The sequence below is a fragment of the Solimonas flava DSM 18980 genome (assembly GCF_000426685.1).
GTDB lineage: Bacteria > Pseudomonadota > Gammaproteobacteria > Nevskiales > Nevskiaceae > Solimonas > Solimonas flava.
Genome location: NZ_KE384553.1, coordinates 203,369 through 229,404, shown reverse-complemented (window position 1 = coordinate 229,404; position 26,036 = coordinate 203,369). Strand labels below are relative to the sequence as shown.

General features: G+C 69.3%; 21 protein-coding genes. 12 read left to right on the top strand and 9 right to left on the bottom strand.

What is annotated here, in order from left to right; all coding sequences use genetic code 11:
• The first annotated feature begins 4 nt into the window (after positions 1-4).
• The gene (locus K343_RS0119215; RefSeq protein ID WP_028009441.1) at positions 5-430 is read left to right on the top strand and encodes a globin family protein; all 426 of its coding nucleotides are present in this window, start codon (positions 5-7) and stop codon (positions 428-430) included.
• On the opposite strand, the gene K343_RS0119210 is transcribed toward K343_RS0119215, so the two are convergent.
• The 9 genes from K343_RS0119210 to K343_RS0119170 form a co-directional block, all read right to left on the bottom strand.
• Positions 408-1,712 (bottom strand): sensor histidine kinase, encoded by a 1,305-nt coding sequence (locus K343_RS0119210; protein WP_028009440.1) that lies wholly within the window; start codon positions 1,710-1,712, stop codon positions 408-410. The two genes, K343_RS0119215 and K343_RS0119210, sit on opposite strands and share 23 nt — an antisense overlap.
• A 42-nt stretch (positions 1,713-1,754) precedes the next feature.
• Positions 1,755-3,095, bottom strand: a complete 1,341-nt coding sequence (locus K343_RS0119205) for a sigma-54-dependent transcriptional regulator (RefSeq protein WP_028009439.1) — start codon at positions 3,093-3,095, stop codon at positions 1,755-1,757.
• A 185-nt stretch (positions 3,096-3,280) separates the two neighbouring features.
• Complete coding sequence (locus K343_RS0119200) at positions 3,281-4,501, bottom strand: ABC transporter permease (RefSeq protein WP_028009438.1); 1,221 nt, start codon at positions 4,499-4,501, stop codon at positions 3,281-3,283.
• Positions 4,502-4,511: 10 nt separating this feature from the next.
• The gene (locus tag K343_RS0119195; RefSeq protein WP_028009437.1) at positions 4,512-5,813 is read right to left on the bottom strand and encodes an ABC transporter permease; all 1,302 of its coding nucleotides are present in this window, start codon (positions 5,811-5,813) and stop codon (positions 4,512-4,514) included.
• 11 nt (positions 5,814-5,824) lie between these two features.
• Positions 5,825-6,535 (bottom strand): ABC transporter ATP-binding protein, encoded by a 711-nt coding sequence (locus tag K343_RS0119190; protein WP_028009436.1) that lies wholly within the window; start codon positions 6,533-6,535, stop codon positions 5,825-5,827.
• Between the two features lie 27 nt (positions 6,536-6,562).
• Entirely contained in the window at positions 6,563-7,834 is a 1,272-nt protein-coding gene (locus K343_RS0119185) for an efflux RND transporter periplasmic adaptor subunit (RefSeq protein ID WP_028009435.1), read from the bottom strand.
• Positions 7,835-8,013: 179 nt separating this feature from the next.
• On the bottom strand, positions 8,014-9,357 hold the full coding sequence (locus tag K343_RS0119180; RefSeq protein WP_028009434.1) for a TolC family outer membrane protein: 1,344 nt from the start codon (positions 9,355-9,357) through the stop codon (positions 8,014-8,016).
• Between the two features lie 408 nt (positions 9,358-9,765).
• Entirely contained in the window at positions 9,766-11,787 is a 2,022-nt protein-coding gene (locus tag K343_RS0119175) for a S9 family peptidase (protein WP_245585250.1), read from the bottom strand.
• A 147-nt stretch (positions 11,788-11,934) separates the two neighbouring features.
• The gene (locus tag K343_RS0119170; protein ID WP_028009432.1) at positions 11,935-12,768 is read right to left on the bottom strand and encodes a transporter substrate-binding domain-containing protein; all 834 of its coding nucleotides are present in this window, start codon (positions 12,766-12,768) and stop codon (positions 11,935-11,937) included.
• A 72-nt stretch (positions 12,769-12,840) separates the two neighbouring features.
• Here K343_RS0119170 and K343_RS0119165 point away from each other — a divergent pair, with 72 nt between their 5' ends.
• The 11 genes from K343_RS0119165 to K343_RS23725 all read left to right on the top strand — a co-directional run bounded on the left by K343_RS0119165 (position 12,841) and on the right by K343_RS23725 (position 25,833).
• Entirely contained in the window at positions 12,841-14,049 is a 1,209-nt protein-coding gene (locus K343_RS0119165; RefSeq protein ID WP_028009431.1) for a hydrolase, read from the top strand.
• Positions 14,046-15,071, top strand: coding sequence for an arginine N-succinyltransferase (gene astA, locus K343_RS0119160; RefSeq protein ID WP_043113231.1), 1,026 nt, complete (start codon positions 14,046-14,048; stop codon positions 15,069-15,071). Before K343_RS0119165 ends, astA begins: the two co-directional genes overlap by 4 nt.
• An 18-nt stretch (positions 15,072-15,089) precedes the next feature.
• On the top strand, positions 15,090-16,559 hold the full coding sequence (astD, locus tag K343_RS0119155; RefSeq protein WP_028009429.1) for a succinylglutamate-semialdehyde dehydrogenase: 1,470 nt from the start codon (positions 15,090-15,092) through the stop codon (positions 16,557-16,559).
• A gap of 48 nt (positions 16,560-16,607) precedes the next feature.
• Positions 16,608-17,441: a DNA ligase gene (locus tag K343_RS0119150; protein WP_043113169.1), complete on the top strand. Its 834-nt coding sequence runs from the start codon at positions 16,608-16,610 to the stop codon at positions 17,439-17,441.
• Between the two features lie 135 nt (positions 17,442-17,576).
• Positions 17,577-18,227, top strand: coding sequence for a response regulator (locus K343_RS0119145; protein WP_028009427.1), 651 nt, complete (start codon positions 17,577-17,579; stop codon positions 18,225-18,227).
• Positions 18,228-18,266: 39 nt separating this feature from the next.
• On the top strand, positions 18,267-20,657 hold the full coding sequence (locus K343_RS0119140) for a serine/threonine-protein kinase (RefSeq protein WP_028009426.1): 2,391 nt from the start codon (positions 18,267-18,269) through the stop codon (positions 20,655-20,657).
• A gap of 1 nt (position 20,658) precedes the next feature.
• Positions 20,659-21,360: a sensor histidine kinase gene (locus K343_RS0119135; protein ID WP_028009425.1), complete on the top strand. Its 702-nt coding sequence runs from the start codon at positions 20,659-20,661 to the stop codon at positions 21,358-21,360.
• Between the two features lie 80 nt (positions 21,361-21,440).
• Complete coding sequence (astB, locus tag K343_RS0119130) at positions 21,441-22,811, top strand: N-succinylarginine dihydrolase (protein WP_051278727.1); 1,371 nt, start codon at positions 21,441-21,443, stop codon at positions 22,809-22,811.
• Positions 22,812-22,857: 46 nt separating this feature from the next.
• Complete coding sequence (locus tag K343_RS0119125; RefSeq protein ID WP_028009423.1) at positions 22,858-23,322, top strand: GNAT family N-acetyltransferase; 465 nt, start codon at positions 22,858-22,860, stop codon at positions 23,320-23,322.
• Positions 23,323-23,389: 67 nt separating this feature from the next.
• A complete protein-coding gene (locus K343_RS0119120) occupies positions 23,390-25,069 on the top strand; it encodes an ExeA family protein (RefSeq protein WP_028009422.1) in 1,680 nt (559 codons plus the stop codon).
• Complete coding sequence (locus K343_RS23725; RefSeq protein ID WP_051278726.1) at positions 25,066-25,833, top strand: general secretion pathway protein GspB; 768 nt, start codon at positions 25,066-25,068, stop codon at positions 25,831-25,833. The genes K343_RS0119120 and K343_RS23725 overlap by 4 nt, the downstream gene beginning before the upstream one ends.
• Positions 25,834-26,036 lie beyond the last annotated feature (203 nt).

The window sequence follows — 26,036 nt, the reverse complement described above, 5'->3', positions numbered from 1 at the left end:
CGCCATGACTCCGACGCAGATCGCCCTCGTCCAGACCAGCTGGGCCCAGGTCGTTCCCATCCGCACGCAAGCCGCGGCGCTGTTCTACGGCCGCCTGTTCCAGCTCGATCCGTCGTTGCGTGCACTGTTCCGCGCGCCGATCGCCGAGCAGGGCGAGCGCCTGATGAACATGATCGACATCGCCGTACGCGGCCTCGGCCGGCTCGACAGCCTGCTGCCGGCGGTGCAGGCGCTCGGCGCCCGCCACCTCGACTACGGGGTGCAGACGGCGCACTACGACACCGTCGGCGAGGCGCTGCTATGGACGCTCGAACAGGGCCTGGGGCCGGCCTTCGACGCCGACGCGCGCGCCGCCTGGACGGAGGTCTACGGCGCGCTCGCGTCGGCGATGCAGGCCGGTGCGCCGCTCAGGCAGGCAGCGTCAGGCTGACGCGCAGACCGCCGCCGTCGCGGTTGGCCAGCTGCAGCCGGCCGCCGTGCGCCTCGATGATCTCGCGGGCCAGCGCCAGGCCGAGCCCGGTGCCGGCGCGCTTGGTCGAATAGAACGGCAGCAGCGCGTTGGCAAGCACGGTTTCGCTCATGCCGGTGCCGCGGTCGCGCACCTCGATGCGCCAGTTCGAGGCGATCCCCACCACTTCCAGCTCGACCGCGTCCGCGGCGCTGCCGGCTTCATGCGCATTTTTCAGCAGATTGATCAGCACCTGCTCGAGCTGACCGGCATCGAAGCGCGCCGTGCCGTCCGGCAGGCGGCCCTCGACGCGGAACTCGGCCTGCGCGCCGAGCGCGCCGATGAACTCGGCCCAGCGCACCGCTTCGAGGCGCGGCGCCGGCAAACGTGCGAAGCGCGCGTAGCCCTCGATGAATGCATGCAGGTGCCGCGCTCGCCCGCCGATGCTGGTGAATACTTCCGGCAGGCGCTCGACCTGCCCGCGCCGCGCCAGCTCCGCGCCCGAATGCGCGAGCGAGGAAATCGGTGCCAGTGAGTTGTTCAGCTCATGGCTCATGACGCGGATGACTTTCTTCCAGGTCGCCACCTCCTGTCGCGCGAGCTCGCGCGTCATGCGCCGGAACAGATAGAGCCGGTGCGCGCGTCCCTGCAGCCGGAAACCGCGCTGCGACAGATGGAAGGTCTCCTCGCCCTCCGCGAAGTCGACGTTGAACAGCGCGTCGCCGCCGCCGGCCAGCGCCTCGCGCATCGACGCCGGCCCGGCTTCGACGATGGCCGCGAACGACAGCCCGGCCAGGCTGCGGTTGTCGTTGAAGAGCTGGCGCGCCGCGAGATTGGCGTAGGCGACGTGGCCGACGTCGTCGACCAGGACCAGCGCGACCGGCGTGTTCTGCACCACGGTATCGAGCAGCAGCTCGCGCTGGGCAAGGTTCTGGCGCTGCTCACGCAGCGTATGGCCGAGTTCGTTGTGCAGGCGCGCGAGCGGGCCGAGCACGTCGTCGTCGGCACCGGCGATCGAAAAGCTGAAATCGCCGTCGCGGAAGCTGGCCACCGCGCCCTCCAGCGCGCGCAGCAGCTGGCGCAGCGGACGCAGCACGCGGGGGGCAGCGAACACCGCGGCGAGCAGGCCGGCCGCCATCGCGGCGAGCGCCGCCAGAGTCACCGAAGCGCCGAACGACAGGACCGCGATCGCGGCGCCGGTCGCGGCGACGGCGACCAGCAACAGGGCGACGGCAAAGCGGGCTTCGAGCGAAAGTCGGCGCATGGCGAGGCGGCGTGGAATTGCCGCGCAGCGTAGCAGCGTCGTTCAGCCGACGGCAGTTTCGAAGCCGTAGCGCTCCATGCGCCGGTACAGCGCCTGCCGCGACAGGCCGAGCGCCTGCGCGGTACGACTGATGTTGCCGCCGGACGCCTTGAGCGCGGCGGCGATCGTGTCGCGGTCGGGCTCGTCGCCGCCGCGTGCCGGTGCCTTGCGCTGCGGCAGGTTGAGATCGGCGGCACGGATCACGCCGCCACGGCACAGCAGGCGCGCGCGCTCGACGGCATTGCGCAGCTCGCGCACGTTGCCGGGCCACGCATAGTCGAGCAGCGCGTCGCGCGCCTCGTCGGCGAACTGCGCCTGGCCGTCGAGGAAGAATTCGGCGAGCGGGATGATGTCGTCCGGCCGCTCCGCCAGCGGCGGCAGCGCGATCTCGATCAGATTGAGACGGTAATAGAGATCCTGACGGAAACTGCCCTCGTCGATCATCTTCGGCAGCTCGGCATTGGTCGCGCTGAGCACGCGCACTTTGACCTGCCGCGTGCGCGACGAACCGAGCCGCTCGAACTGGCCGGTCTCCAGCACGCGCAGCAGCTTGACCTGACCCGACAGCGGCAGGTTGCCGATCTCGTCGAGGAACAGCGTGCCGCCGTTGGCGCTCTCGAAACGTCCTTCGCGGGCCCGATTGGCGCCGGTATAGGCTCCGGCCTCGGCACCGAACAGCTCGGCCTCGATCAGCTCGCTCGGCAGGGCGCCACAGTTGATGGCGATGAACGGCCCGTCCTTGACCGCCGAGTTGGCATGCACGATCTGCGCGATGCGCTCCTTGCCGGCGCCGTTCGGGCCGGTGATCAGCACCGGCACGTCGGCGCGCGCGACCTGGCAGGCCAGCTCGACGATGCGCTCCATCGCCTCGGAGCCGTAGACCAAGCCGCGCAAGTCGTAGCGCCGCGCCAGCTCCTCGCGGCGGCGGCGGCGCTCGCGGCGCAGATGCGACATCGCCCGGCTCGCCTCCGACAGCTCGAGCAAGTTCTCGACCGTCGTCAGCAGTTTGTGGTCGTCCCAGGGCTTGGCGAGATAGTCGGCGGCGCCGGCCTTGACCAGCTCGACCGCCGTCTCCAGATGCGTCCAGGCCGTCAGCAGCATCACCGGCAGATCCGGATAGCGGTCGCGGATCGCACGGAACAGCGCCACGCCCTCCTCGCCGGAAGTGGTGTCGGCGCGAAAATTCATGTCGGCGATGACCAGATCGATGCGCTCGGTGAGCAGCATCGCCAGGCCTTCCTCGGGGGTCGCCGCCGTGCGCGTGCGGATGTCGCGCAGCGACAGCAGCAGCCCGAGCGCCTCGCGCACGCCGGCATTGTCGTCAATGATCAGGACGGTGGACATGTCAGCTCTTCGGCGCATGCGTCATAGACGCGGCGCCCACGCAGAAGGTTGGAATCGAGCAATCCTGCCCGGCGCGCCGGGCGGCACGGGCGATCATAGCCTGTGCCGCATACGCTGCCAGGCGCCAGAAAAAAGCGCGCCGACGAGCGGCGCGCAATCCTGGGAGTGAACCATCGAACCGCGCCTCAGACCGGGCGCGTCGCCGTCGCCGGCGGTACCGACGCAGCGCGCAAGGCCGGGGCCAGCACCGCGATCTGCCCGAGCAGCCAGAGCGCGACCGCGCCGACCGGCAGGTAGTAGAGCGGCAGGCGCGGCAGTTCGTAGTGATGCATCAGCCAGCCGCTGATGCCGAACGCCGCCGCCATGCCAACCGCGATGCCGACCGTGACGATCAGGAAGTTCTCGGTCTGGAAGTAGCGCAGGATCTGCCCGCGCGTCGCACCGAGCGCGCGGCGGATGCCGATCTGGCGGCGCCGGCGCTGCACCCAGAAGCTGGCCAGACCGACGATGCCGAGCGCCGTGACCACCAGCAGCGAGACGACGACCGCGATCAGCAGGCCGGCCATCACGCGGTCCTGCTTGAAATTCTCGTCGCGCAGTTCGTCGAAGCCCTTGGTGTCCAGGACGATCCGGTTCGGCATCGCTTCGGCCAGCTTCTTCTTGGCGGCGGCGATCACGGCGTCGCGATCCTGCGGGCGCGTGCGCAGCACATACTGCGCGCCGTAGCCGGCGCCCATGCGCACCGGAAACACCAGGCTGCAGTCGGCCGTTGCGTCGTCGAAGATCGATGGCCGAACGAGATGATCGAGCACGCCGATCACGCGGACCGGAACATCGCCGAAAGCGAATTCGCGGCCCAGCGGATTTTCGTTGCCGAACAGCTTCTGGCCCAGCTGGCGCGTGATGATGACGATCTTCGGCTGCTCACCGTCCGGCGCCCCGAGCAGGGTCGCAAAGTCGCCGAACTCGCTTTCCTCGAACCAACGTCCGGCGATCAGCTTGGCGCCGAGCGTCGACAGCATCGCGGCATCGCCGTAATAGATCGTGGCATTGACGATGGTGTTTTTGTCTTCCGGCTTCAGGCGCAAGCCCGAGTTCCACGACGAGCGTCCGAACGGCACCTGGTTGATCAGCGTGGCGCCTTGAACGCCCGGGATCTCGCGCAGCGACTGCAGCGCGGCCCGCGCGCGCGCATCGACATCCGGATCCTCGGCGACGCTCGTCGTCTGGATCCGCACCAGCTCGTTCTCCGGCACACCGCTCGGAATGCTGCTGCGCTCGAGGCGATGGATGATCAGGAACAGGGCGTTGCAAATGATGGCGCAGCACAGCGCGATCTCGATCGCGATCAGGGCGGCGGCGGTCTTCTGCCGCTTGAGCGCGGCGATGATGGGCATGAAGTCCATGGCGGATTCCTCAATCGCTTTTCAGTTGCAGGGCGGGCGCGACCTGGCACGCACGCCAGGCGGGCAGCAGGCCGGAGATCAGGCTCGCCAGCAGCGCCAGCGCGAGCGTCGCCAGCAGCATCGGCAGATCGATATGCGCCAGGCTGGCATAGTCACCGGGCTGCTGGCGGACCGCCCACAGGCCGAGCAGGGCCAGCAACAGTCCGAGCACCGCGCCGGCCACGCCCACCGCGCCGGCCTCGACGAGGAACTGCGCGAAGACCTCGCGCCGCGATGCGCCGATCGCGCGACGCACGGCGACCTCGCCCGAGCGCCGCAGGAACTTGGCGAGCATCAGTCCGACCGTGTTCACCAGGCAGACCACGAGGAAGCCGAGCGCCAGCCAGACCTGAAGGCGCACGTCGGACGGCACGACCTTCTGGTAGTCGAGCCATTCCATCACGCTGCGCAGCTTGACGCTGTTGGGCCGCGGGAAGCGCCCTAGCGCGCGCTGCTCGTTGACGTAGTTGTTGAGAAAGGTCATGTAGGCGGCGCGCTTTTCGGGCGTGCCCAACTCGACCCAGAGCTGCATGTAGACGCAGTCCGGCGAGTGTTCCGGATCGGCGCCACCGCCGTTGCCCCAGCAGTTCATCGTGCCGTTGCGACCGAGCTTGAGATCCAGACCGACGTCGAGCGGCACGAACACGTCCTCGACTTCGGCGTAGTTGCCGGTCACCAGATCGTAGAAGTGCGGCGTCGGCCGCCAGTGGTCGACGACGCCGACGATCTGGAAATCGTTGCCGCGGATCCGCAGCGTGCGGCCGACGCTGTTGGCGCCGCCATAGAGCTTGTCGTTGAGGCTGCGGGTAATGACGGCGACGCGCGCGCGCCGCTCGTCGTCCTCGGCGGTCCAGCCGCGTCCGTACAGCATCGGCACGTCGAACATCGGAAAGAAGTCGGCGGTCGTGAAGCGCGCCTCGGTCCGGAACGGGTCGAGCGAGCTGCCTTCCGGCTGGATCACTGCATTGCCGCCCGTCAGCAGGACCTGGCGATCGGCCTTGCCCGCCTTCAGCAGGTTCATGCCGTCGACGTAACCGATCAGGTCCGGCGGCTCCTCGCCCTCGTGCCAGTCGTCGAGATCGGCGGGATCGATCTGCGGATGGAACAGCACGGCGCTCTTCTGCGGGATCGGATCACCCGACAACACGCGCAGCACCGTCAGCGTGGTGATGCTGGCGCCGATGCCGAGTCCGATCGCGATCACCATCAGCGCGGTCAGCGCCGGATTCTTTCTGAGGCTGCGGCCGGCCAGCCATGCGTAGTAGCGGAACATGCGCGGCTCCTTCAGGCGCTGATGCGCGAGACGTTCATGTGCAGCTTCGGGTCTTCGCCGAGATCGACGACCTGGCCATCGATCACGTGCACGTTGCGCTGCGCACGCGCGGCGAGTTCCGGATCGTGCGTGACCATGACGATGGTCGCGCCGTCGCGATGGATCTCCTCGAGCAGCTGCATCACGGCGCGCGCCATCTGCGTGTCGAGATTGCCGGTCGGCTCGTCGGCGAGCAGCAGCTTGGGGCTGCCGGCGAGCGCGCGGGCGATCGCCACGCGCTGCTGCTGGCCGCCCGACAGCTCCGCCGGATAGTGGCGCATGCGCGCCGACAGGCCGACGCGCTCGAGCGCCTCGGTGATGCGCTTCTTGCGTTCGGCCGACGACATCTTGCGATAGCGCAGCGGCACATCGACGTTGTCGTAGATGTTGAGGTCCGGAATCAGATTGAAGGCCTGGAAGATGAAGCCGATCTTCTGGTTGCGGATATGCGAGCGCGCGTCGTCGCCGAGCGCGCCGACGTCCTGCCCGTCCAGTTCGTAGGTGCCGCCGGTCGGCGTTTCGAGCAGGCCGGCGATGTTGAGGAAGGTCGTCTTGCCCGAGCCGGACGGGCCGGTGACGGCGACGAACTCGCCCTCGCGGACGTGAATCGAGAAGTCGCGCAGGGCGTAGGTCTCGACGACTTCCGTGCGGAAGGCCTTCGACAGATGCGTCATCTTCAGCATGGGAAATTCCTTTCTTCGAGCAGTGGATCAGCGACTGAGGGCGACGCGCTCGGCGTCGTTGAAGCTATCGGTTCCGGACACGACGATCTGCTCGCCGGGCTGCAGGCCTTCGAGAATCTCGACCTTGTCGACCGAGGCGGTGCCGACACGGATCGCACGCCGCTCGGCCATGTCGCCGTTGACGACGTAGGCGACACGGCCGTTGCCGATTTCGACGAAGGGACCGCGCGCCACCATGACGACGTTCTTGCGCTCGTCGAGCACCACGCGTACCGACAGACGCTGGCTCTGGCGCAGGCCCTGCGGCGCATCGCCGACGAAGCGCACGCGAGCCACGACCTCGCCGTTGACGACTTCCGGCGCCACGGTGCTGATCTCGCCGTTCCAGGTATTGCCGTTGCCGCGGATCGTCGCCGGCATGCCGACGGCGAGGTCGCGCGCAAAGCTTTCCGGCACCTTGACCTCGACTTCGAGCGCGGTCAGATCGACGACCGTCAGCAGCGCCGCGTCCTTGGCGACCGTCGAACGGTCGGTGACCATCAGCTGGCCGACCTGGCCGGCGACCGGCGAACGCAGCGTCAGCAGGTCGACCTGGCGCTGCAGTTCGTCGACAAGCAGTTGCTGGCGATCGCGCGCGAGGCGCTTGGCATCGGTGTCGAAGCGACGGCCCTCCCGCTGCAGCGCGTAGTCGGTCTCGGCGCGCTTGAGTGCGATCTCGGCCTTCTGCAGCGCCGCCTGCGTGCGCAGCACCTCGATCTCCGGCGTGACGCCCAGTTCGAAGGCCTTCTTCGTGCGTTCCTGCTCGGTGTAGGCGGTCTGGCGATCGATGCGCGCCTGTTCGAGGGTCTGCTCGGCGACGATGCCCTGCTGCCTGGCATCGAGCTGGGCGCGCGCGTAATCGACCTGCATGGCCTGCAGGTTGGCGCGCTCCTGCGCAAGCTTGCTGGTCAGTTCCGGGCTGTCGACGCTGCCGATCACCTCGTCCTTGGCGACCTGGCGGCCGGCCTGCACGGTGAAGCGCACGCTGCCAGGCGCCGGGGCGTAGAGCGTCGGGCTGACGGCGGCGACGACGCGCCCCTCGGCGGCGATGTCGCGCGTGAAATCGCCGCGCTCGACCGTGGCGACCGCCAGGCGCGCCCGGCTGACCGAAGCGTGCGCCGACAGCGAGCGCAGCGTCGTCGGCAGCAGCCAGATCAGCAGCAGCGCGGCGACCGCGGCCGCAGCCAGCGCCTTGCGGTGCCGCTTCCACCACGGCGCGCGCGTCACCACACGGTCCTGCGCACTGGTATCGCGAATCATCATGTCCTGCCTTCCCCTACCGCGCGTTGCGGTTCCAGGGCGGTCGGCGCAAGCGCCGTACCAGCCCGTCGTTGATCGTTAAGTCATTGCTGCGAAACAAATTCGTTCGTCGCCGGCACGCTGCGGACAGTGTCCGCGGACGGCGCCGCCGGACACCGCGGACAAGCGCCCGGCGAGGTTCACGGCGACAGGTCCGCCGGCATGTCGACACGTCGCCCGTCGTCGGCGAGCACCGCATCGACCGCCGCCAGATCGCCTTCAGTGAGGCGCCCGGCCTGCGCCTTCAGGCGCAGCGTGTTGTTCAGATAGTCGTAGCGCGACTGGTAGTACGTACGCAGCGCCGAGTAGTAATGGGTCTGCGCGTTGAGCAGGTCGAACTCGGTGCGGGTGCCGGCTTCGACGCCGTTCTGGCTGGCCTCGACCGCCGTGCGGTTGGCCTGCACCGCGAGCTGGCCGGAGCGGATGTTGCGGATGCCGACCAGCACGCCGCGGAACGCCGCCAGCGTGTCGCGCTCGGCCAGTCGCACGCGGCCGTCGTAGTCGGCGCTGGCGCCGCGCCAGCGCGCCGAAGCCTCCCGACGCTGCGACAGCGTCTGACCGCCGGAGAAGATCGGCCACTCCGCGTAGACGCCGATGCTGTCGATGCGCTGGTCGCCGCCGAGCACGTCGGGAATCTGGGTCTTGCCAATCGAGCCCTGCAGCGACACCGTCGGCCACCAGCGGCCGTCAACCACCGACACGCCGCGCGCCGCCACCTCCTGCTTCAGCTGCGCCGCCTGCACGGCGTAGTTGCCCTGCCGCGCCGCGGCGAGCCACTCGTCGGCGCTGGCCGGCTGCGGCGGCGCCAGCGGAATCTCCTCGCGCAGCGGCACGATGGCCGTAGACTCGCGCGTGATCTGCAGCAACGCACGCTGCGCGTCGAGCAGCGCCAGCTCGGAATCGCTGACCGCCTGCGCGGTCAACGAATAGAACGACTGCGCCTCGTCGACGCCGATGCGCGCGCCCAGGCCGGTCTGCAGACGCTTCTGCGCCTGATCGACGAGCGCCGCGTAGGCGGCGCGCTCCGAGCGGTTGGCGTCGAGGTTGTCGGCCGCGGCGAGCACGCCGAAATAGGCCTCGGCGACCCGCAGGATCAGCGCCTGATGCGCGTCACGGTACTCGGCCTCGGCCTGCGCGACCGCCAGGCTACTCTGGCGCAGCTTCTGGAACGATTCCACGCTCCACAGCGTCTGCTTGAGGTCGAGCCCGTACGTGGTCCGCGTCGCCGAGAAACGCGACTCCTCGCTCGCCTGCGGATCGGTCGGATCGCTCACCGCCGCATTGCCGCCGTCGAGCCGGTAGCGCTCGCGCGCCGTGCCGGCGCTCGCCGTCACCGACGGCAGCAGCAGCGACCAGGCCTGCGGCCGTGCCTCGACCGCCGCATTGCGCACCTCGAGCGCCGCCTGCAGCACCGCGTCGTGCTGCTGCGCGGCGCGATAGGCCTCGATCAGGCTGTTCGCCTGCGCCGGGCCCGCCGCCGCCATCACCACCGCCAAACACCCCGCCGCCACTCGCATCGTCGCTCCCCATACCGGTTTTGCGGATCGACAACGCAGCGGCCGTGCCAGCGCGGCAGATGAAATTATCTCATTGAATAAACGATATAAATAAAAGCAATCCGGGTGGGATTTGGTGTCCGCGTACGGGCTTGCGGACAGCGGCGGACAGTCCGGCAAACTTTCAAAGCGCCGGACGAGTGCTCGCTTCTATTCAACCCAGGCAATACGCAGCCGCACACCGCCTCCGCGATCTGCACCCGGGGAAAGCCCGATGGCAGGCCACTCCAGAGACGGCCGAACGCGATGGACGCCGAGTCGGGCTTCCGCGATGCCGCATTCAGAGCAAGCGGAACGTTGCGCTGTTCTGCGCAACGAGGCTGGATCGAAGCCGGGTTACCGGGTGACGGTATCAGGCATAGCCGAAGCGCTTTCGCCCGCCGGCGCGCTCAAGCTACGCGCGATGAAGTCGAGCATTCTGGTGTAGAGCTCCTCGCGGTGCGCTTCGCTGTAGAAGCCGTGCCCTTCACCGGCGTAGGTCAGCGATTCGAATGGGTACCCTCGAGACTTCAGTGCATCACGGAGTGTTTCGTACTGGTCGAACTCCGCATTTCGATCCAGCTCGCCGTGAGCCAGCATGACATTCGCACGCAAGCGATCCAAGTATGTTGTCGGCGACTGGGCTTTCAGCATTTCATCACTCGTCCCGACGTAGAAGTCGAAGTAGCGGCGTCCCATTTTCGTATTCGAGCTTGCCGCCTCGCGCTTCAACTGGACGAGATCGTAAATGCCCGCATAGCCAACAACACATCGATAGAGCTCCGGATAGCGCACCGCGCCCATGAGCGAAGCATAGCCGCCGAAACTCGCGCCATAAGCGCAAACCCGCCTTGGATCAGCAATCCCCTTACCCGTTACATAGTGGGTACCGGCCGCGATGTCGTCGATCATGCCGGCGCCCCACTGCTCCTTGCCGGCGAGCTGGTAGGCGCTGCCGTAGCCGCCGGAGCCGCGATAGTTGACCTGCAACACCGCATAACCGCGACTGGCAAACATCTGAGCTTCTTCGTCGAAGGCCCAATGATCGCGAAAGCCAAATGGACCGCCATGGGAAATCACAACCATGGGCAAATTCTCGGGCTTCATGCCCTTCGGCAGGGTCAGATACCCGTGGACCATCATTCCATCCGTCGATCTGAAGCCAATCGGCTGGCGCTCTGCCATTTGCTCCGGATCGACCCATGGACGTTTCGCCAAAAGAAAGTCCGCTGTCTTCGCCTTTCTGTCGAGCAGATAGAAAACGCCGGGATTGCGATCACTTGAGACGTACACGACGGCCTTGCTGCCATCACGAGACCAGGACGCGATCCCGGCCACCTGCCCGGAAAAACTCCGAGTCAACGCCGTCAGCGTCCTGCTATCGGGATCGTCGGAGAAGAGCGCTATCGACTCGACTTTGTCCGGCTCGAAGAATACGCGGATCGGCTGTGTCTGGTCGTGTGAAGGCGTGTATCCGGCGACGGCCGATACCGGATCACACGCTAACTCTTCCCGCCTGTCATCACTTAAATGATGAGCAACCAGACACGAGCGACCGTTCTTCTCGTCGGATATCAAGTAAGCGGTATCCTGCTGCTCCGAAAATGCTATGGGCTCGATGTTATGCCGCTCCAGCGCTCCCGAATTGGCCTTCTTCCATTCCGGATGTTCCGGCGAGCGGACGTAGGTATCAACGCTCACGGGATTACTGAAATACCCTGTGGCGTAGCGCACGAACCCTTTCTTGTCGGTGAGGAACGAGGTTTCGCCGCGACCGGGAGACGAAATGATCGGTGACGTAAGACCGTTCTTTACATTTATCTTGTAAATGATGGCACCCGTATCCTGCGTATCCGATTCACGCCAGGGATAGACGGCAATTACCGCGTACGAAGGATCATCGATCAGAGGGTCTATCACTTGTGCAGAGGCATACTGCGCCGTGGCCGCACGAATTCGCGTGCCGGTCGACATTTCACCTCGGTAGCCGAAGAGATATTTGGATGGCGATCCATCCACGTCCAACGCCAGAAGCTCACCAGTCCCAGCTGGACGCTCCAGAGAGCCATAGTTCTCACCAATCGAGTAAACGACACGATCATCGCTCACCCAAGAAAAGGAACTGACGTGCTGGTATTCGGCACCGCCCGCCGACGCAACGACCTTCATGTCCGACAGGCGAAGAAGGGCCAGCACCGTCCTTTTCTCGATGCGGGATGTCACCGCCAGATACTCGCCTCCCGGGGAGATTTTCACTTCTTCATATTCATTGAATCTTGCGAAATCGCGAACGGGCAGCGGCTGGGCCGCCAATCGTTCTTCCGCTGCCATCGCCGCTGTCCAGAGCAAGGCCCCGCAGCAGAAAACAACCAGATCCAATCCTCTTCTCATCATGCCCCCCGGCAATCGTGACGCTGATCAGCGATATGTTCGATCCTCGGCGATCGATGTCGCTGCATTTTCTGACGATCCGCTTCCCCGAACCGCGCGCCCGGTCTCAATCGCAGGCGCGGCCCTGCCGGGGCCTTAACCGCCCCCGACGTTCTGCAGCCACGCCGTGCCCTCGAACCACTTCTGATACAGCGCATCGTAGCTGCCGTCGGCCTTGATGACGCGCAGGAAATTGTTCAGCCAGTTGAGGAAGTCGGGGTCGCCCTTGCGGACGGCCCAGCCGATCGGCTCCTGGGTGAAGGTCTCGCGCAGGATGCCGACGTCGTTCGGGTAGCGGGCGTAGAAGACGGCGTTGTACGGCAGGTCATAGACGAAGGCGTCGGCGCGACCGTTGCGTACTTCGAGCGTCGCCTCGGCCTCGGTCTCGAAGGCCTTGATCTTGGCCTTGGTGAAGTACTTGCGCCCGGCGATGTCGCCGGTCGTGCCGAGCTTGGTGGCGATCGTGTATTGCGGGTCGTCGAGCTGATCGTACTTGGTGATCTTGCCGATCAGCCCCTTGCGGATGATGACGGTCTGGCCGATGACGACGTACGGGTCGGCGAAGTTGACCTGCAGGTTGCGCTCGGGCGTGACGGTCATGCCGGACATCAGCAGGTCGAACTTGTCGGTCAGCAGCGCCGGAATGATGCCGTCCCACTGCGTGTTGACGAGCGTCAGCTTGACGCCCATGTAGCGCGCCATCAGGCGGGCGAGGTCGACGTCGAAGCCGATGATGTTGCCCTTTCGGTCCCGCATCTCGAACGGCACGTAGCCGGCCTCGAGGCCGACGCGCAGTTCGCCGCGCTTGAGGATCTGGTTCAGCGTCGATTTCTCCCACAGCGCCTGGTCGGCGCTCCAGGCGTGGCCGGCACCGAACAGGCCGATGAGCGCGCAGAGCGCGGCGAGCGATTTTGCGAACCAGAACTTCACCGGAGTTTTCCTCATGCGCGAGGCGCGCGACGTCCCTAAGAATGGACTCATTACAGCAGACAGGTTCGCGCCGTGCGAGAGGATTACTCACCGCATCTGCAATGGACCGCCGCGCAGGCGCCGCTCCTGCGCGACGAGCTGCTGCGCCTGGCGAACCAGAATTCCGGCAGCTTCAACCCGCGCGGCGTGCGCGCGGTCGCCGAGATGCTGGCGCCACGCTTCTCCGCGCTCGGCGCGAGCGCGCAGTGGTTCGAGCTGCCGCCGTCCCGGTCGACGGCCGACGACGGCACCCAGCGCGAGCGCGCGGTCGGCCCGGCGCTGCGCCTGCGCCTGCGCCCGGAGGCGCCGTTACAGGTTTTCCTCGGCGGCCACCTCGACACCGTCTACGGCGCCGAGCATCCGTTCCAGACCGCGCGCTTCATCGACGAGGACACTGTGCACGGACCCGGCGTCGCCGATCTCAAGGGCGGCCTGCTGGCGATGTGGCTGGCACTGGCGACGCTGGAACGTACGCCGTGGCGCGAGCGCGTCGGCTGGGAGGTGCTGCTGAACCCGGACGAGGAGATCGGCTCGACCGGCTCGGCGCCGCTGCTCGCCGAAGCCGCGCAGCGCCACCGCTTCGGGCTCATCTACGAACCCTCGTTCCCCGACGGCTCGCTGGCATCGAGCCGCAAGGGCAGCGGCAACTTCGAGATCCTCGTGCACGGCCGCGCCGCGCACGCCGGACGCAACCCGCAGGACGGCCGCAACGCGATCGCCGCCGCGGCGCGCGTCATCGACGCCATCAACGGCCTGCAACGTGAGGGCGTCACGATCAATCCCGCTTATGTCCGCGGCGGCGGCCCGCTCAACGTGATTCCCGACTTCTGCCTGTTCAAATTCAACGTGCGTACGCAGCAGGCCGGCGACGAGCCGTGGCTGCAGGGCGAGCTCGACCGCATCTTCCGCGCGCACGGCGGCGACGGTATCGTCTTCGAGCTGCGCGGCGGCTTCACGCGCCCGCCCAAGCCGCTGGGCGCGGCACAGGAGCGCCTGATGGACTGGGTGCTCGACTGCGGCCGCGCGCTGCAACGACCGCTCGCGTTCAAGCCGACCGGCGGCTGCTGCGACGGCAACAACCTGGCCGCGCACGGTCTGCCGAATCTCGACAATCTCGGCGTCGTCGGCCGCGACATCCACTCGGACCGCGAAACCATGCGCTATTCGAGCCTCGGCGAGCGCGCGCAGCTGTCGGCGCTGCTGCTGATGCGCGTCGCCAGCGGCGAATGGAGCTGGACATGAGCGCCGTAGCCGCCGCCTGCGTGCGCCCGATCGCGCCCGGCGACCTCGACGCGCTGCTCGAACTGGCGCGCGGCGCCGGCACCGGCTTCACCTCGCTGCCGCCGGTGCGCGAAGTGCTGCGGCACAAGATCGAGCGCTCGCTGGCTTCGTTCGCCGCCGAGGTCGACGCGCCCGGCCACGAGCGCTACATGTTCGTGCTCGACAGCGGCGACGGCACGATCGCCGGCTGCTGCGCGATCGAAGCGGCCTGCGGCCTGGACGAGCCGTTCTACAACTACCACGTCGGTCTCACCGTCCAGGCGAGCCCGGCGCTGAATGTCTACAAGCGCCTGCCGACGCTGTACCTGTCGAACGATCTGACCGGCAGCACGGTGCTGTGCTCGCTCTACCTGCGCCGCGACGCGCGCCACAGCCGGCACGGCACGCTGCTGTCGAAATCCCGCTTCCTGTTCATGGCCGCCTTTCCGCATCGTTTCGCCGACAAGGTGATCGCCGAGATGCGCGGCGTCTCCGACGCGGCCGGGCGTTCGCCGTTCTGGGAAGGCCTCGGCCGGCACTTCTTCAGCATCGAGTACGGCGACGCCGAGCACGTCGTCGGCCAGGGCAACAAGGCGGTGATCGCCGAACTGATGCCCAAGCATCCGATCTACACCGTGCTGCTGCCGCCGGAAGCGCAGGGCGTGCTCGGCCAGGTGCATCCGGAAACCGCGCCGGCGCTGCGCTTCCTCGAACAGGAGCGCTTCCGCTACCAGGGCTACATCGATATCTTCGACGGCGGCCCGGCGGTCGAAGCCCCGCTGCAGGCGATCCGCTCGGTACGGCGCTCGCACCACGCCACGGTCGTCGCCGGCGCGCCAGCGCGCGACGGCCTGCCGCACCTGGTCGCCAACGAACGGCTCGACGGCTTCCGCTGCACGCTCGCCGAGCTCGCAGTCGGCGCCGATGGCGCGCCGTTGCCGGACACCGTCGCCGCGGCGCTCGGCGTCGCGCCGGGCGAGCGCGTCCGCGTCTGCCCGCTCTGAAACCTTGCCGGAGTCCCAATGGAAACGACGGGTGAACTGCTGATCGACGGGCGCTGGCGCGCCGGCCGCGGCCTGCCGCTGCAGAGCCGCGACCCGGCCTGCGGCGATCTGCTGTGGAACGGCCGCACCGCCAATCACGAGGACGTGCACGAGGCGTACGCCGCCGCACGCGCCGCCTTCGACGGCTGGTCCGACACGCCGCAGGCGGCACGCGAGACGGTCGCACGCGCTTATGCGCGCCAGCTCGAACAGGCGCGCGAAGAACTGGCGGCGCTGATCGCGCGCGAAGTGGGCAAGCCGCTGTGGGAAGCGCGCACCGAAGTCGCGGCGATGATCGGCAAGGTCGAGATCTCGATCCGCGCCTACGCGCAGCGCACCGGCATCGTCGAAACCCGGGCCGAGATCGGTGGCCACACGCTGCGCCACAAGCCGCACGGCGTGGTCGCCGTGTTCGGTCCGTACAACTTTCCGGGCCATCTGCCGAACGGCCACATCGTGCCGGCGCTGCTCGCCGGCAATTGCGTCGTGTTCAAGCCCAGCGAGCAGACGCCGGCGGTCGGCGAGGCGATGCTGCGCTGCTGGCAGGCCGCCGGCCTGCCGGCCGGCGTGCTGAATCTGTTGCAGGGCGAACGCGAAACCGGCGAGGCGATCGCCGCGCACCGCGAGCTCGACGGTCTGTTCTTCACCGGCAGCTCGCGCACCGGCGCACTACTGCACCGCCAGTTCGCAGGCGCCACCGGCAAGATCCTCGCGCTCGAAATGGGCGGCAACAATCCGCTGATCGTGCGGCCGGTCGAAGCGCTCGATGCGGCCGTCCACGACGTCGTGCAGTCGGCGTTCATCACCAGCGGCCAGCGCTGCACCTGCGCGCGACGCCTGATCGTGCCGGACGACGCCTGGGGCACGCGCTTCACGGCGCGCCTCGCCGACGTCGCCGGCCAGCTCGCCGTCGGCGCCTGGAACGACGAGCCGCAGCCGTTCATGGGCCCGCTGATCACGCCGCGTGCGGCGACGCAGCTGCTCGACGCGCAGGAGAACATGGTCGCGCGCGGCGCGCAGCCGCTGCTGGCGATGCGCCGCCTCGAACGCGGCGTCGCCTTCGTCACGCCGGGGCTGCTCGACACCACCGGCGTCGAGATCGACGACGAGGAGCATTTCGGTCCGCTGCTGCAGGTGATCCGCGTCGCTTCCCTCGATGCCGCGATCGACGTCGCCAACGCCACGCGCTACGGGCTGTCGGCCGGCTTCATCGGCGACGACGAGGCCGAGTACCGCCGCTACTGGCGCCGCTCGCGCGCCGGCATCGTCAACTGGAACCGGCCGACGACCGGCGCGTCCGGGGCCTTCCCGTTCGGCGGCATCGGCGCCAGCGGCAACCATCGACCGAGCGCGTTCTACGCGGCCGACTACTGCGCCTATCCGGTCGCCAGCTCCGAAGCCGCGCACCCGGAGCTGCCCGCCAAACTCGTACCCGGTCTCAGTCTGTAGCCCCGCACCGGCCTAGGCTGGCCGCAGTCATCGCGCCGGAGAACGACGATGCTGCGGAGCCTGCTGTTGTGCCTGGCGCTGTGGGCGCCGGTGGCGTTCGCCGCCGAAGCGCCGGCGCTGCTGCTCGCCAAGGTCTATCACGACGGCGATCCGATCGAACTGCCGGCGTACTGGGTCAGCGAGAAGCTCGACGGCGTGCGCGCGTACTGGGACGGCGCGCGGCTGTGGACGCGCGGCGGCCAGCCGATCGTCGCGCCGCCCGGCTATACCGCCGGCTGGCCGCACGAACCGCTCGACGGCGAGCTGTGGGCGGGACGCGGCCGCTTCGAAGCCGTCTCCGCCGCGGTGCGTCGTTACGAGCCCGACGCGCGCGACTGGCAGCCGATCCGCCTGATGGCGTTCGATCTGCCGGCACACCCGGGCGACTTCGATGCGCGCCTGCAGGCGCTGCGCCGCCTGCTCGCCGCGCCGCCGCCGACGCTGCGCGCCGTCGAGCAGTTCCGCGTCGCCAGTCATGCCGCGCTGCGCGCGCGGCTGGATGCGATCGTCGCCGCCGGCGGCGAAGGGCTGATGCTCCACCGCGGCGATTCGCGCTACGCCGCCGGTCGCAGCGGCGACCTGCTGAAGTACAAGCCCTACGACGACGCCGAGGCGACGGTCGTCGGCTACGTGCCGGGCAAGGGCAAGTACGCGGGCCTGGTCGGCGCGCTGGAAGTCGAAGGCGACGACGGCCGCCGCTTCCGGCTCGGCAGCGGCCTGCGCGACGCCGAGCGCCGCCAGCCGCCGCCGCTGGGCAGCCGCGTCACCTACGCCTACAACGGCCTCACCGAACAGGGCCTGCCGCGCTTCGCGCGCTTCCTGCGCGTGCGCGATGCGCCCTGAGCCCCGGTGCCGCGCCGGGGGATCCCCCGTTCCGGGGGAGCGTCCGGCACATGTCTTGACGCTGCCGGGGGCTCGCCGCAGGCTTGCCACGGGGGATTTGAAGGTCCGGCAACGGACCGGCAACGCTGGGGACACATGAAGCAGGGGCTCGTGGTCGAAGATCAGCCGGCGCTGACGCGCTGGCTCGGCACAACGCTGGAAGAAGCCTTTCCGGGCATCGCGGTCGAGGCAAGCCGCACGCTGGCAGAAGCGCGCGCGGCGATCGAGACGCTCGGCCCGGAGATCGCCCTGATCGATCTCGGCCTGCCGGACGGCGACGGCGTCGACCTCATTCGCGAGATCGCCGCCCGCCATCCCGGCTGCCACTGCATCGTCGCGACCATCTACGCCGACGACCAGCACCTGTTCCCGGCGCTGCGTGCCGGCGCCGGCGGCTATCTGCTGAAGGACCAGCCACGCGAGCGGACCATCCAGTCGCTGCGCGGCATCGCCGCCGGCGAGCCGCCGCTGTCGGCTTCGATCGCCCGCCGCCTGCTGCGCGTGTTCGGCGGCGACGGCAGTGCCCGCGCCGCGAACCACGCCGCCCGGCTGACGCCGCGCGAGCGCGAGACGCTGACGCTGCTCGCCAAGGGCTTCAAGATCGCCGACGTCGCACAGACGCTCGGCGTCACGCACAACACCGCGCATGAATTCGTCAAGAACGTTTACCGCAAGCTGCGCATCGGCAGCCGTGCCGAAGCGACGATGGAAGCGGCGCGGCTCGGTCTGGTCAATCCACATCTGTAGCCGCCGGCACCGCGCGCCCGCGAACGATCCGGCGTCCCGATGAAAGCCGCGGACTCCCTGCCCGAGCAGCTCGGCGCCTACCGCATCCTGCGCCTGCTCGGCGAAGGCGGCAGCGGCCGCGTGTATCTGGCCGAGCAGGACGCGCCGCGACGCCTGATCGCGCTCAAGGTGCTGCGCAGCGCGGCGCTGGCGCAAGAGGCGCAGCAGCGCTTCCGCCGCGAGGCCGATCTGCTCGCGCAACTCGAGCACCCCGGGATCGCCCGCGTCTACGCCGCCGGCGTGCTCGACACCGACACCGGTCCGCTGCCGTACCTGGCGATGGAATACGTGCCGGGCACCGAACTGCTCGCACACGCCGAAGCCGCGGCCCTCGACATCAGCAGGCGCCTGCGCCTGCTGGCCGCGATCTGCGACGCCGTGCATTACGCGCACGGCCGCGGCATCGTGCACCGCGACCTCAAGCCCGCCAACATCGTCGTCGACGCTCAGGGCCGTCCGCACATTCTCGATTTCGGCGTCGCGCACGTCGCCGGCGACGGCTTCGCGGCGATGACGGTGGCCGGCCAGGTGCTCGGCACCGTGCCGTACATGAGCCCGGAGCAGCTGGCCGGCCGCGCGGCGCCCGGCGATCCGCGCAGCGACATCTATGCGCTCGGCGTGATCGCCTACCAGCTGCTGGCCGGCCGCCTGCCGTATCCGGGGCTGTCGAACTCGACCGTGATGGAGGCGATCGCGGTGCTGCGCGCCGGGCGCGTCGAGCGCCTGTCGCGCATCGCGCCGGAGACGCCGGGCGACATCGAGACCATCGTCATGAAGGCGATGGCCCAGGAGGCCGATCAGCGCTACGACAACGCCGCCGCGCTCGCTGCCGACCTCGAACGCTTCCTCGCGCACCGCCCGATCGCCGCGCGGCCGCCGACCGCGATTTATCTGCTCGGCCTGTTCGTGCGCCGTCACCGGGCGCTGTCGGCAGCGCTCGCGGCGGCGATCCTCGCCCTCGTCGGCGGCGCCTCGATCGCCACCTACTACGCCATCTCGGAAGCACGCGCCCACGCCGAGGCCGAAGCGCGCGCCACCGAGCTCGCGGCGGTCAACCGCTTCCTCAACGACATGCTGGTCTCGGCCGATCCGGCGCACGCGCGCGGCCGCACGCTGACCGTCGTCGAAGCCCTCGACGCCGCCCGTCGCCAGCTCGACCGGGACCGCCGCCTGGCGCCGCGCGCCGGCGCGGCGCTGGCGGCCACGCTGGCGGATACCTACGCGGCGCTCGGCGAAGTCGACACCGCGCGCGCGATCGCGCGCGACGCGCTCACGCGCATCGTGCCGCAGCTCGGCGCCGGCAGCGACGCGGCGCGCCGCCTGCAGCTCGCCGAGATCAACGGCCTGCAGCTCGGCGGCGAGCTGCAGGCCGCCGACGAACGCCTGCAGGCCTTCGTCGCATCGCCGCCGCAGCCCGGTGAAGATCCGCGCCTGCGCCTGACGGCCCGCCTGCAGCGCACCACCGTGCTGCTCTATCTCGGTCGCCACGGCGAGTCGCTGCAGCTGCTCGCCCAGCTCGTCGACGACGCACAGCGCCAGCTCGGCGCCGACGATCCGCTCACGCTCGAAATCGACCAGGGCTATACCTCGGCGCTGTTCAACAGCGGCCGCTACGACGAGGCGCTGCCGCGCTTCGTCGCGCTGATCGCGCGCGAGACGGCGGCCCTCGGCTTCGACCATCCGACGACCTTGCTGACGCGCATGGACTACGCCGAGCGCCTGCGCCAGCTGGGCCGCTACGATGAAGCCGAGCCGGTGATCCGCGCGGTCATCGACGATCGCCGCCGCGTATCCGGCGAAAGCCATTACTGGACGCTGATCGCCGAGTACGTGCTTTGCAACATCCTCGACCAGAGCGAACGCGCCGCCGCCGCCGACGGACTGATCGACGAAGTCGTCGCCGGACTGCGCGCGTCGCTCGGCGAGCGCGATGCCGATACCCTCAACGCGATGTACGTGCGGGCCAACGTCTCGCGCAGTCTCGGCCGCTACGCCGAGGCCGAGCGCCAGTATCGCGAGGTGATCGCATTGCGCCGCCGCGCCGACGCCGGCGCGCACGCCGAATCGCTGTTTCCGGTCAACGGCCTGGCGCTGACGCTGATCGAGACCGGCCGTACCCGCGAGGCCATCGCGCTGTTGCACGACGCGCTGCCGCGCGCCGATGGCCGCAGCGAACACAATCTCCTGTACGGCCGCCTGCTCGGCAGCTACGGCTACGCGCTGATGCGCGACGGCCAGTGGCCGGCGGCACGCGAGACACTACAGCGGGCGCTACGCATCGTCGGCCCGCCGGTACTGGACGACAACCATCCTGCGGTACTCACGCTGCGCACACGCCTTGCCGAAGCCGAACAGCGCCTGGCGGCCGGCAGCGGCCGCGCTTCGCCCTGACATGATCGAACGCCTGCTGATGCTCGCCCTGCTCGCCGCCCTGGCGGCGGCCCTCTTCGTCTGCCGGCGCGAGCGGCGACGCGCCGATGCGCTCGCCCGGCAGCTCGCCCAGGCCAATCGCACCGCCGCCGCCGAAGAACAGAAGCGCCTGCTCGCCGACCTGCACGACGATATCGGCGCCAAGCTGACGACGCTGGTGCATGCCCTCGACGACCCGCAGCAGGCCGACCTCGTGCGCTCGGTGGTACAGGATTTCCGCGACATCGTCTCGCGCACGCAGCAGGACCCGTGCTCGCTGCTCGAAGCGCTCGGCCAGATGCGCGAGGAGACCGAGCAGCGTCTCGACGCGGTCGGCAGCCGGCTCGACTGGCAGCAGGCCGCCGACCTCCCCGATCCACCGCTCGACGAAGCGCAGGTGCTGCACCTGTTCCGCATCGTCCGCGAGGCCATCACCAACGCCCTGCGCCACGGCAGCGCCACGCACATCCGCGTCCGCGTCCGCGCGTTCGGCGAGCGCCTGCTGCTCGACCTGACCGACGACGGCCCGGGCCTGCGGCCGCAGACGCCGCCGGGCCTCGGCCGCGGCACCAGCAGCATGCGCGATCGCGCCCGCCAGCTCAGCGGCACGATCGACTGGGAACCCGGCACGCTCGGCGGCACCAAGGTCATCCTCGAATTCCCGCTGCCGCCGGCGCCGCGCTGACACGCGACTGGGGAGAATCCCGCCGCGACCGCGTCACGGCCCGCTGCGTAGAATCCGGCCTTCAGCCATCGGGGCGCCGCATGAAGCTCACGCCGCAGAGAAACGGAGACGCGCCGGCCGGCGCAGTCGAAGCGAACTTCGACGGTCTGGTCGGGCCGACGCACAACTACGCGGGCCTGGCCTTCGGCAACGTCGCCTCGGCGAACAACGCCGAGCAGCCGTCGAACCCGCGCGCCGCGGCCCAGCAAGGGCTCGCCAAGATGCGCGCGCTCGCCGCGCTCGGCCTCGCCCAGGGCCTGCTGCCGCCGCACGAGCGCCCGCACCTGCCGACGCTGCGCCGCCTCGGGTTCGGCGGCCGCGACGCCGAGGTGCTGGCGCAGGCGCGGCGCCGCGCGCCCGGCCTGCTGGCCGCGGCCAGCTCAGCGTCGGCGATGTGGAGCGCCAACGCCGCGACGGTGTCGCCGAGCGCCGACTGCGCTGACGGGCGCGTGCACTTCACGCCGGCCAACCTCTGCACGCACCTGCATCGTTCGATCGAGGCACCGACCAGCGCGCGCCTGCTGCAGGCGGTGTTCGCCGATCCGCGCCACTTCGTGCATCACGAGCCGCTGCCGGCCACGCCGGCGTTCGGCGACGAAGGCGCCGCCAATCACACGCGTCTGTGCGCCGACTACGGCGAGCCGGGCCTCGAACTGTTCGTCTACGGCCGCGGCGACGAACGCGAGCCGGCGCCGTCGCGCTATCCGGCGCGGCAGACGCGCCTCGCCGGCGAGGCACTGGCGCGCCTGCACGGCCTGCGCGACGAGCGCACGCTGCACGCCCAGCAGAATCCGGCGGTGATCGACCAGGGCGTGTTCCACAACGACGTGATCGCGGTCGGCAACCGCGAACTGCTGCTGTACCACGAGCAGGCCTTCGCCGACGCCGCCACCGTGCGCGGCTGGATCTGCACGCATCTGCGCGGCGTCCGGCCGGTCTTCGTCGAAGTGCCGGAGCGCGAGGTGACGGTCGCCGAGGCGGTCGGCTCCTACCTGTTCAACTCGCAGCTGGTGTGCACGCCGGACGGCGCGATGCGCCTGATCGCCGCCGAGGAGAGCCGCGAACAGCCGCGCGTCTGGCGGGCGATCGAGCGCATCGTCGCCGATCCGGGCAATCCGATCGCCGCGGTCGAGGTCTTCGACCTGCGCCAGTCGATGCGCAACGGCGGCGGGCCGGCCTGCCTGCGCCTGCGCGTGGTACTGACGCCGGCCGAGCGCGATGCCGTCAATCCGCTGTGCTGGATCGACGACACCCGCGCGACCCAGCTCGCGCACTGGATCGACCGTCACTACCGCGACCGCCTGAGCCTCGACGATCTCGCCGATCCGCAACTGCTGGTCGAATCGCGCATCGCGCTCGACGAACTGACGGTACTGCTCGGGCTCGGCAGCGTGTACGATTTCCAGCGCTGACGGCGCCGCGCGCCGCGGCGCCTTCCGTTCCTCTCCGATCCTCCCGATGCGACTCGACCTCGACTGGCGCTGGCATGCCTGGCGCGACCTGGATATCGACACGCTCTACGAATGCCTGCGCCTGCGCGTCGACATCTTCGTCGTCGAGCAGAAATGCCCTTATCCGGAACTCGACGGCCTCGACTCGCGCTGCGAACACCTCACGGTGCGCGAACCGGGCGGCGCGCTGCTCGGCTATCTGCGCCTGCTACCGCCGGGCCTCAAGGTCGACGAACCGGCGCTCGGCCGGCTGGTGGTCGCCGCCTCCGCGCGTGGCCAGGGCCTGGCGCGGGCGATGGTGAGCGAGGGCATTCGCGCCTGCCACGCACGCTATCCGCAGCAGGACATCTACCTGTCGGGCCAGCAGCATCTCGAAGACTTCTACGCTTCGCTCGGCTTCAAGGTGAGTTCGCAGCCCTATCTCGAAGACGGCATCTGGCACGTCGACATGCTGAAGGTCTGGGAGCGTTAGACGCCCGTCACGCCGGGCGTTCTATACTCGGCCTTCATCCACACGCGAAACGCCGGCCCACGCGCGCATGTACATCGAGTTTTTCCAGCTCCGGGAAATGCCGTTTTCGATCACCCCGGACCCGGCCTACCTGTACATGTCGCCGCGCCATCAGGAGGCGCTCGGCCACCTGCTGTACGGCACCGGCCAGTACGGCGGCTTCGTGCAGCTCACCGGCGAAGTCGGCACCGGCAAGACCACGATCGTGCGCACCCTGCTCGAGCAGCGCCTCGACAAGGTCGACGTCGCTTTCGTGCACAACCCGCGTCTCAACGAGCAGGAGTTCGTGCAGGCGATCTGCGACGAGCTCGGCGTCGCGTATCCGCGCGAGCAGCTGACGCTGAAGACGCTGATCGACGCGCTCAACGAACACCTGCTGCGCACGCACGCCGAAGGCCGGCGTACGGTGCTGATCATCGACGAGGCGCAGAACCTGCAGCCGGAAGTGCTCGAACAGGTGCGCCTGCTGACCAATCTGGAAACGGCCAAGGAAAAGCTGCTGCGCATCATGCTGATCGGCCAGCCCGAGCTGTCGGCGCTGCTGGCACGGCCGGACCTGCGCCAGCTGGCCAGCCGCATCACCGCACGCTTTCATCTGACGCCGCTCGGCGCACGCGAGACCGCCGAATACATCGAGCACCGCCTCAAGGTGGCCGGCAGCCACGGCGAGGTCTTCACGCCGCAGGCGATGGAGGAAATCCACCGCTATACCAAGGGCGTCCCGCGTCTGATCAACATCGTCTGCGACCGCGCGCTGCTCGGCGCCTATGCGCAGAACGCGCGGCGCATCACGCCGGAGATCGTGCGCAAGGCGGCGCGCGAGGCGATCGGCCAGCTGCCGGACGAATTCGACCCGCATGCCCGGCGCCGCTGGCGCTGGATCGAGTTCGGCTGGGCGGCGGCGCTGCTGCTGAGCCTGGCGCTGCTCGCCTGGAGCCTGACGCGCCACCATGACGCGGCCACCGCGCCGGCCGCCAAGGTGACGTCACCGCCGTCCGCCGCGGTCGCCGCGACGAACGAAAGCCCCGCGCCGGCGCCGGCCGCGGCGGCCGCAGCGCCGCCGGCCGCCGCGGTCGCCGATCCGGCCGCCGATTTCGCGATGCTCGAGCAGACCGCCGAACCGCTCGGCGCGGTGATGAGCCGGCTGATCCGGCTGTGGGACAGCAAGATCGTCGTGCCGCGCGGCGAGAACGTCTGCGCCGCGCTCAAGCGCGAGCGCCTCGAGTGCTACCGCGGCCACGGCAGCTGGGCCGATCTGACGCAGATGAACCGGCCGACGATCCTGACGCTCGATCTGCCGAGCAGCGGCGCGCAGAACTTCCTGCTGACGGGGCTCGACGCGCAGAGCGCCAGTTTCGCGACCGCCTACGGGCCGGTGCGCGTGCCGCTGGCCTCGCTCGACGGCGTCTGGAACGGCGAGTTCCTGCTGCTCTGGCGGCGCGGCACGGCCGAGACCTACATCGGCCCGCAAACGCGCGGCGCATCGGTCGCCTATCTGTGGCGACGCCTCGCTGCGCTCGACGGCGTGACGCCGCCGACGCCGCTGCCGACACGCTTCGGCCCGCAGCTCGGCGACGCGCTGACGCAATTCCAGAAAACGCGCGGCCTGGTCGCCGATGGCGTCGCCGGCATCCGCACGCTGATCGCCCTCGGCGACGAGGTTCCGCAGACCCCCACCCTCGCCGCGGCCGCGGACGGCACGCCATGAGCTACATCCTCGAAGCCCTGCGCCGCGCCGAACGCGAACGCCAGATGGGCAAGGCGCCGTCGGTGGAATCGCTGACGCAGGGCGGCGCGGCCGGCACGCCGGCCGGCGTACCGTGGCGGATCTGGCTGCTCGCCGGCAGCACCGCCGCCATCGCCATCGCCGCCCTCGCACTGCTGCTGTGGCCGGCGCCGCAACCGGCCCCGGCCCCGGAGGACACCGGCACCGTCGCCGCAGCGCCGCCCGCCGCCCCGGCGCCGGCGCCGGTCCCGAGCGCCACGCTCGAACCGCCTCCGGCAGTGCAGGCGGATACTCCGCCGCTGCCGGCCGCGATCGAGGACGATGGGGCGCTCGCCAGTCTCGACGATGTCGCCGAGCCCGAACCGAAACCCGCCGCTGAAGCCGCGCCGCTGCAGCCGCAGGACCTGGCGCGCGCGCCGGAGCCGGCCGCTGCACCCGCGCCAGCGCCTGCACCGGCGCCCACGACTGTCCTGTCGGGCACGGCGCCATCGTCCGGGGCCACCGTGGTGCCGGCGGGCGTCACCGTGCTGCGCGAGATGCCCGAGGCCTATCGGGCGCAGTTTCCGGTCGCCGCGCTCGACGTGCACGTCTACGACGCCGATCCGGCCCGCCGCTGGGTGATGGTCGCCGGCAAGCGTTACCGCGAGGGCGAGACGCTCGCCAGCGGGCCGCTGATCGAGCGCATCGTCGAAAACGGCGTGATCTTCGACTACGGCGGCGCCCGGGTCCTGCTGCCGGTGCGCTGAAACCCGTGCACTGAAAAAACCATGTCCCGGCAACGGGACCTGTTTCGCCGGGTTTTTCGAGGCCTGGCGCACACTGCCGCGCGTCGACGCGGCATTTTCCGACACCGTTGCAATCGCAATTGTTCTTAACATCGGGCGTGCGGCCGAGGGAACGGCCGCATGCGCCGGCCCCGCGGGGGCGTTCTCCGGCGCTCGTCACTGCA

Coding starts and splice junctions, on each gene's coding strand:
- K343_RS0119150 (WP_043113169.1), top strand. CDS start 16,608: ATGCTGCGGAGCCTGCTGTTGTGCCTGGCGCTGTGGGCGCCGGTGGCG.
- K343_RS0119200 (WP_028009438.1), bottom strand. CDS start 4,501: ATGGACTTCATGCCCATCATCGCCGCGCTCAAGCGGCAGAAGACCGCC.
- astA (WP_043113231.1), top strand. CDS start 14,046: ATGAGCGCCGTAGCCGCCGCCTGCGTGCGCCCGATCGCGCCCGGCGAC.
- K343_RS0119180 (WP_028009434.1), bottom strand. CDS start 9,357: ATGGCGGCGGCGGGCCCGGCGCAGGCGAACAGCCTGATCGAGGCCTAT.
- K343_RS0119120 (WP_028009422.1), top strand. CDS start 23,390: ATGTACATCGAGTTTTTCCAGCTCCGGGAAATGCCGTTTTCGATCACC.
- K343_RS0119125 (WP_028009423.1), top strand. CDS start 22,858: ATGCGACTCGACCTCGACTGGCGCTGGCATGCCTGGCGCGACCTGGAT.
- K343_RS23725 (WP_051278726.1), top strand. CDS start 25,066: ATGAGCTACATCCTCGAAGCCCTGCGCCGCGCCGAACGCGAACGCCAG.
- K343_RS0119140 (WP_028009426.1), top strand. CDS start 18,267: ATGAAAGCCGCGGACTCCCTGCCCGAGCAGCTCGGCGCCTACCGCATC.
- astD (WP_028009429.1), top strand. CDS start 15,090: ATGGAAACGACGGGTGAACTGCTGATCGACGGGCGCTGGCGCGCCGGC.
- K343_RS0119215 (WP_028009441.1), top strand. CDS start 5: ATGACTCCGACGCAGATCGCCCTCGTCCAGACCAGCTGGGCCCAGGTC.
- K343_RS0119205 (WP_028009439.1), bottom strand. CDS start 3,095: ATGTCCACCGTCCTGATCATTGACGACAATGCCGGCGTGCGCGAGGCG.
- K343_RS0119190 (WP_028009436.1), bottom strand. CDS start 6,535: ATGCTGAAGATGACGCATCTGTCGAAGGCCTTCCGCACGGAAGTCGTC.
- K343_RS0119145 (WP_028009427.1), top strand. CDS start 17,577: ATGAAGCAGGGGCTCGTGGTCGAAGATCAGCCGGCGCTGACGCGCTGG.
- K343_RS0119210 (WP_028009440.1), bottom strand. CDS start 1,712: ATGCGCCGACTTTCGCTCGAAGCCCGCTTTGCCGTCGCCCTGTTGCTG.
- astB (WP_051278727.1), top strand. CDS start 21,441: ATGAAGCTCACGCCGCAGAGAAACGGAGACGCGCCGGCCGGCGCAGTC.
- K343_RS0119185 (WP_028009435.1), bottom strand. CDS start 7,834: ATGATTCGCGATACCAGTGCGCAGGACCGTGTGGTGACGCGCGCGCCG.
- K343_RS0119195 (WP_028009437.1), bottom strand. CDS start 5,813: ATGTTCCGCTACTACGCATGGCTGGCCGGCCGCAGCCTCAGAAAGAAT.
- K343_RS0119135 (WP_028009425.1), top strand. CDS start 20,659: ATGATCGAACGCCTGCTGATGCTCGCCCTGCTCGCCGCCCTGGCGGCG.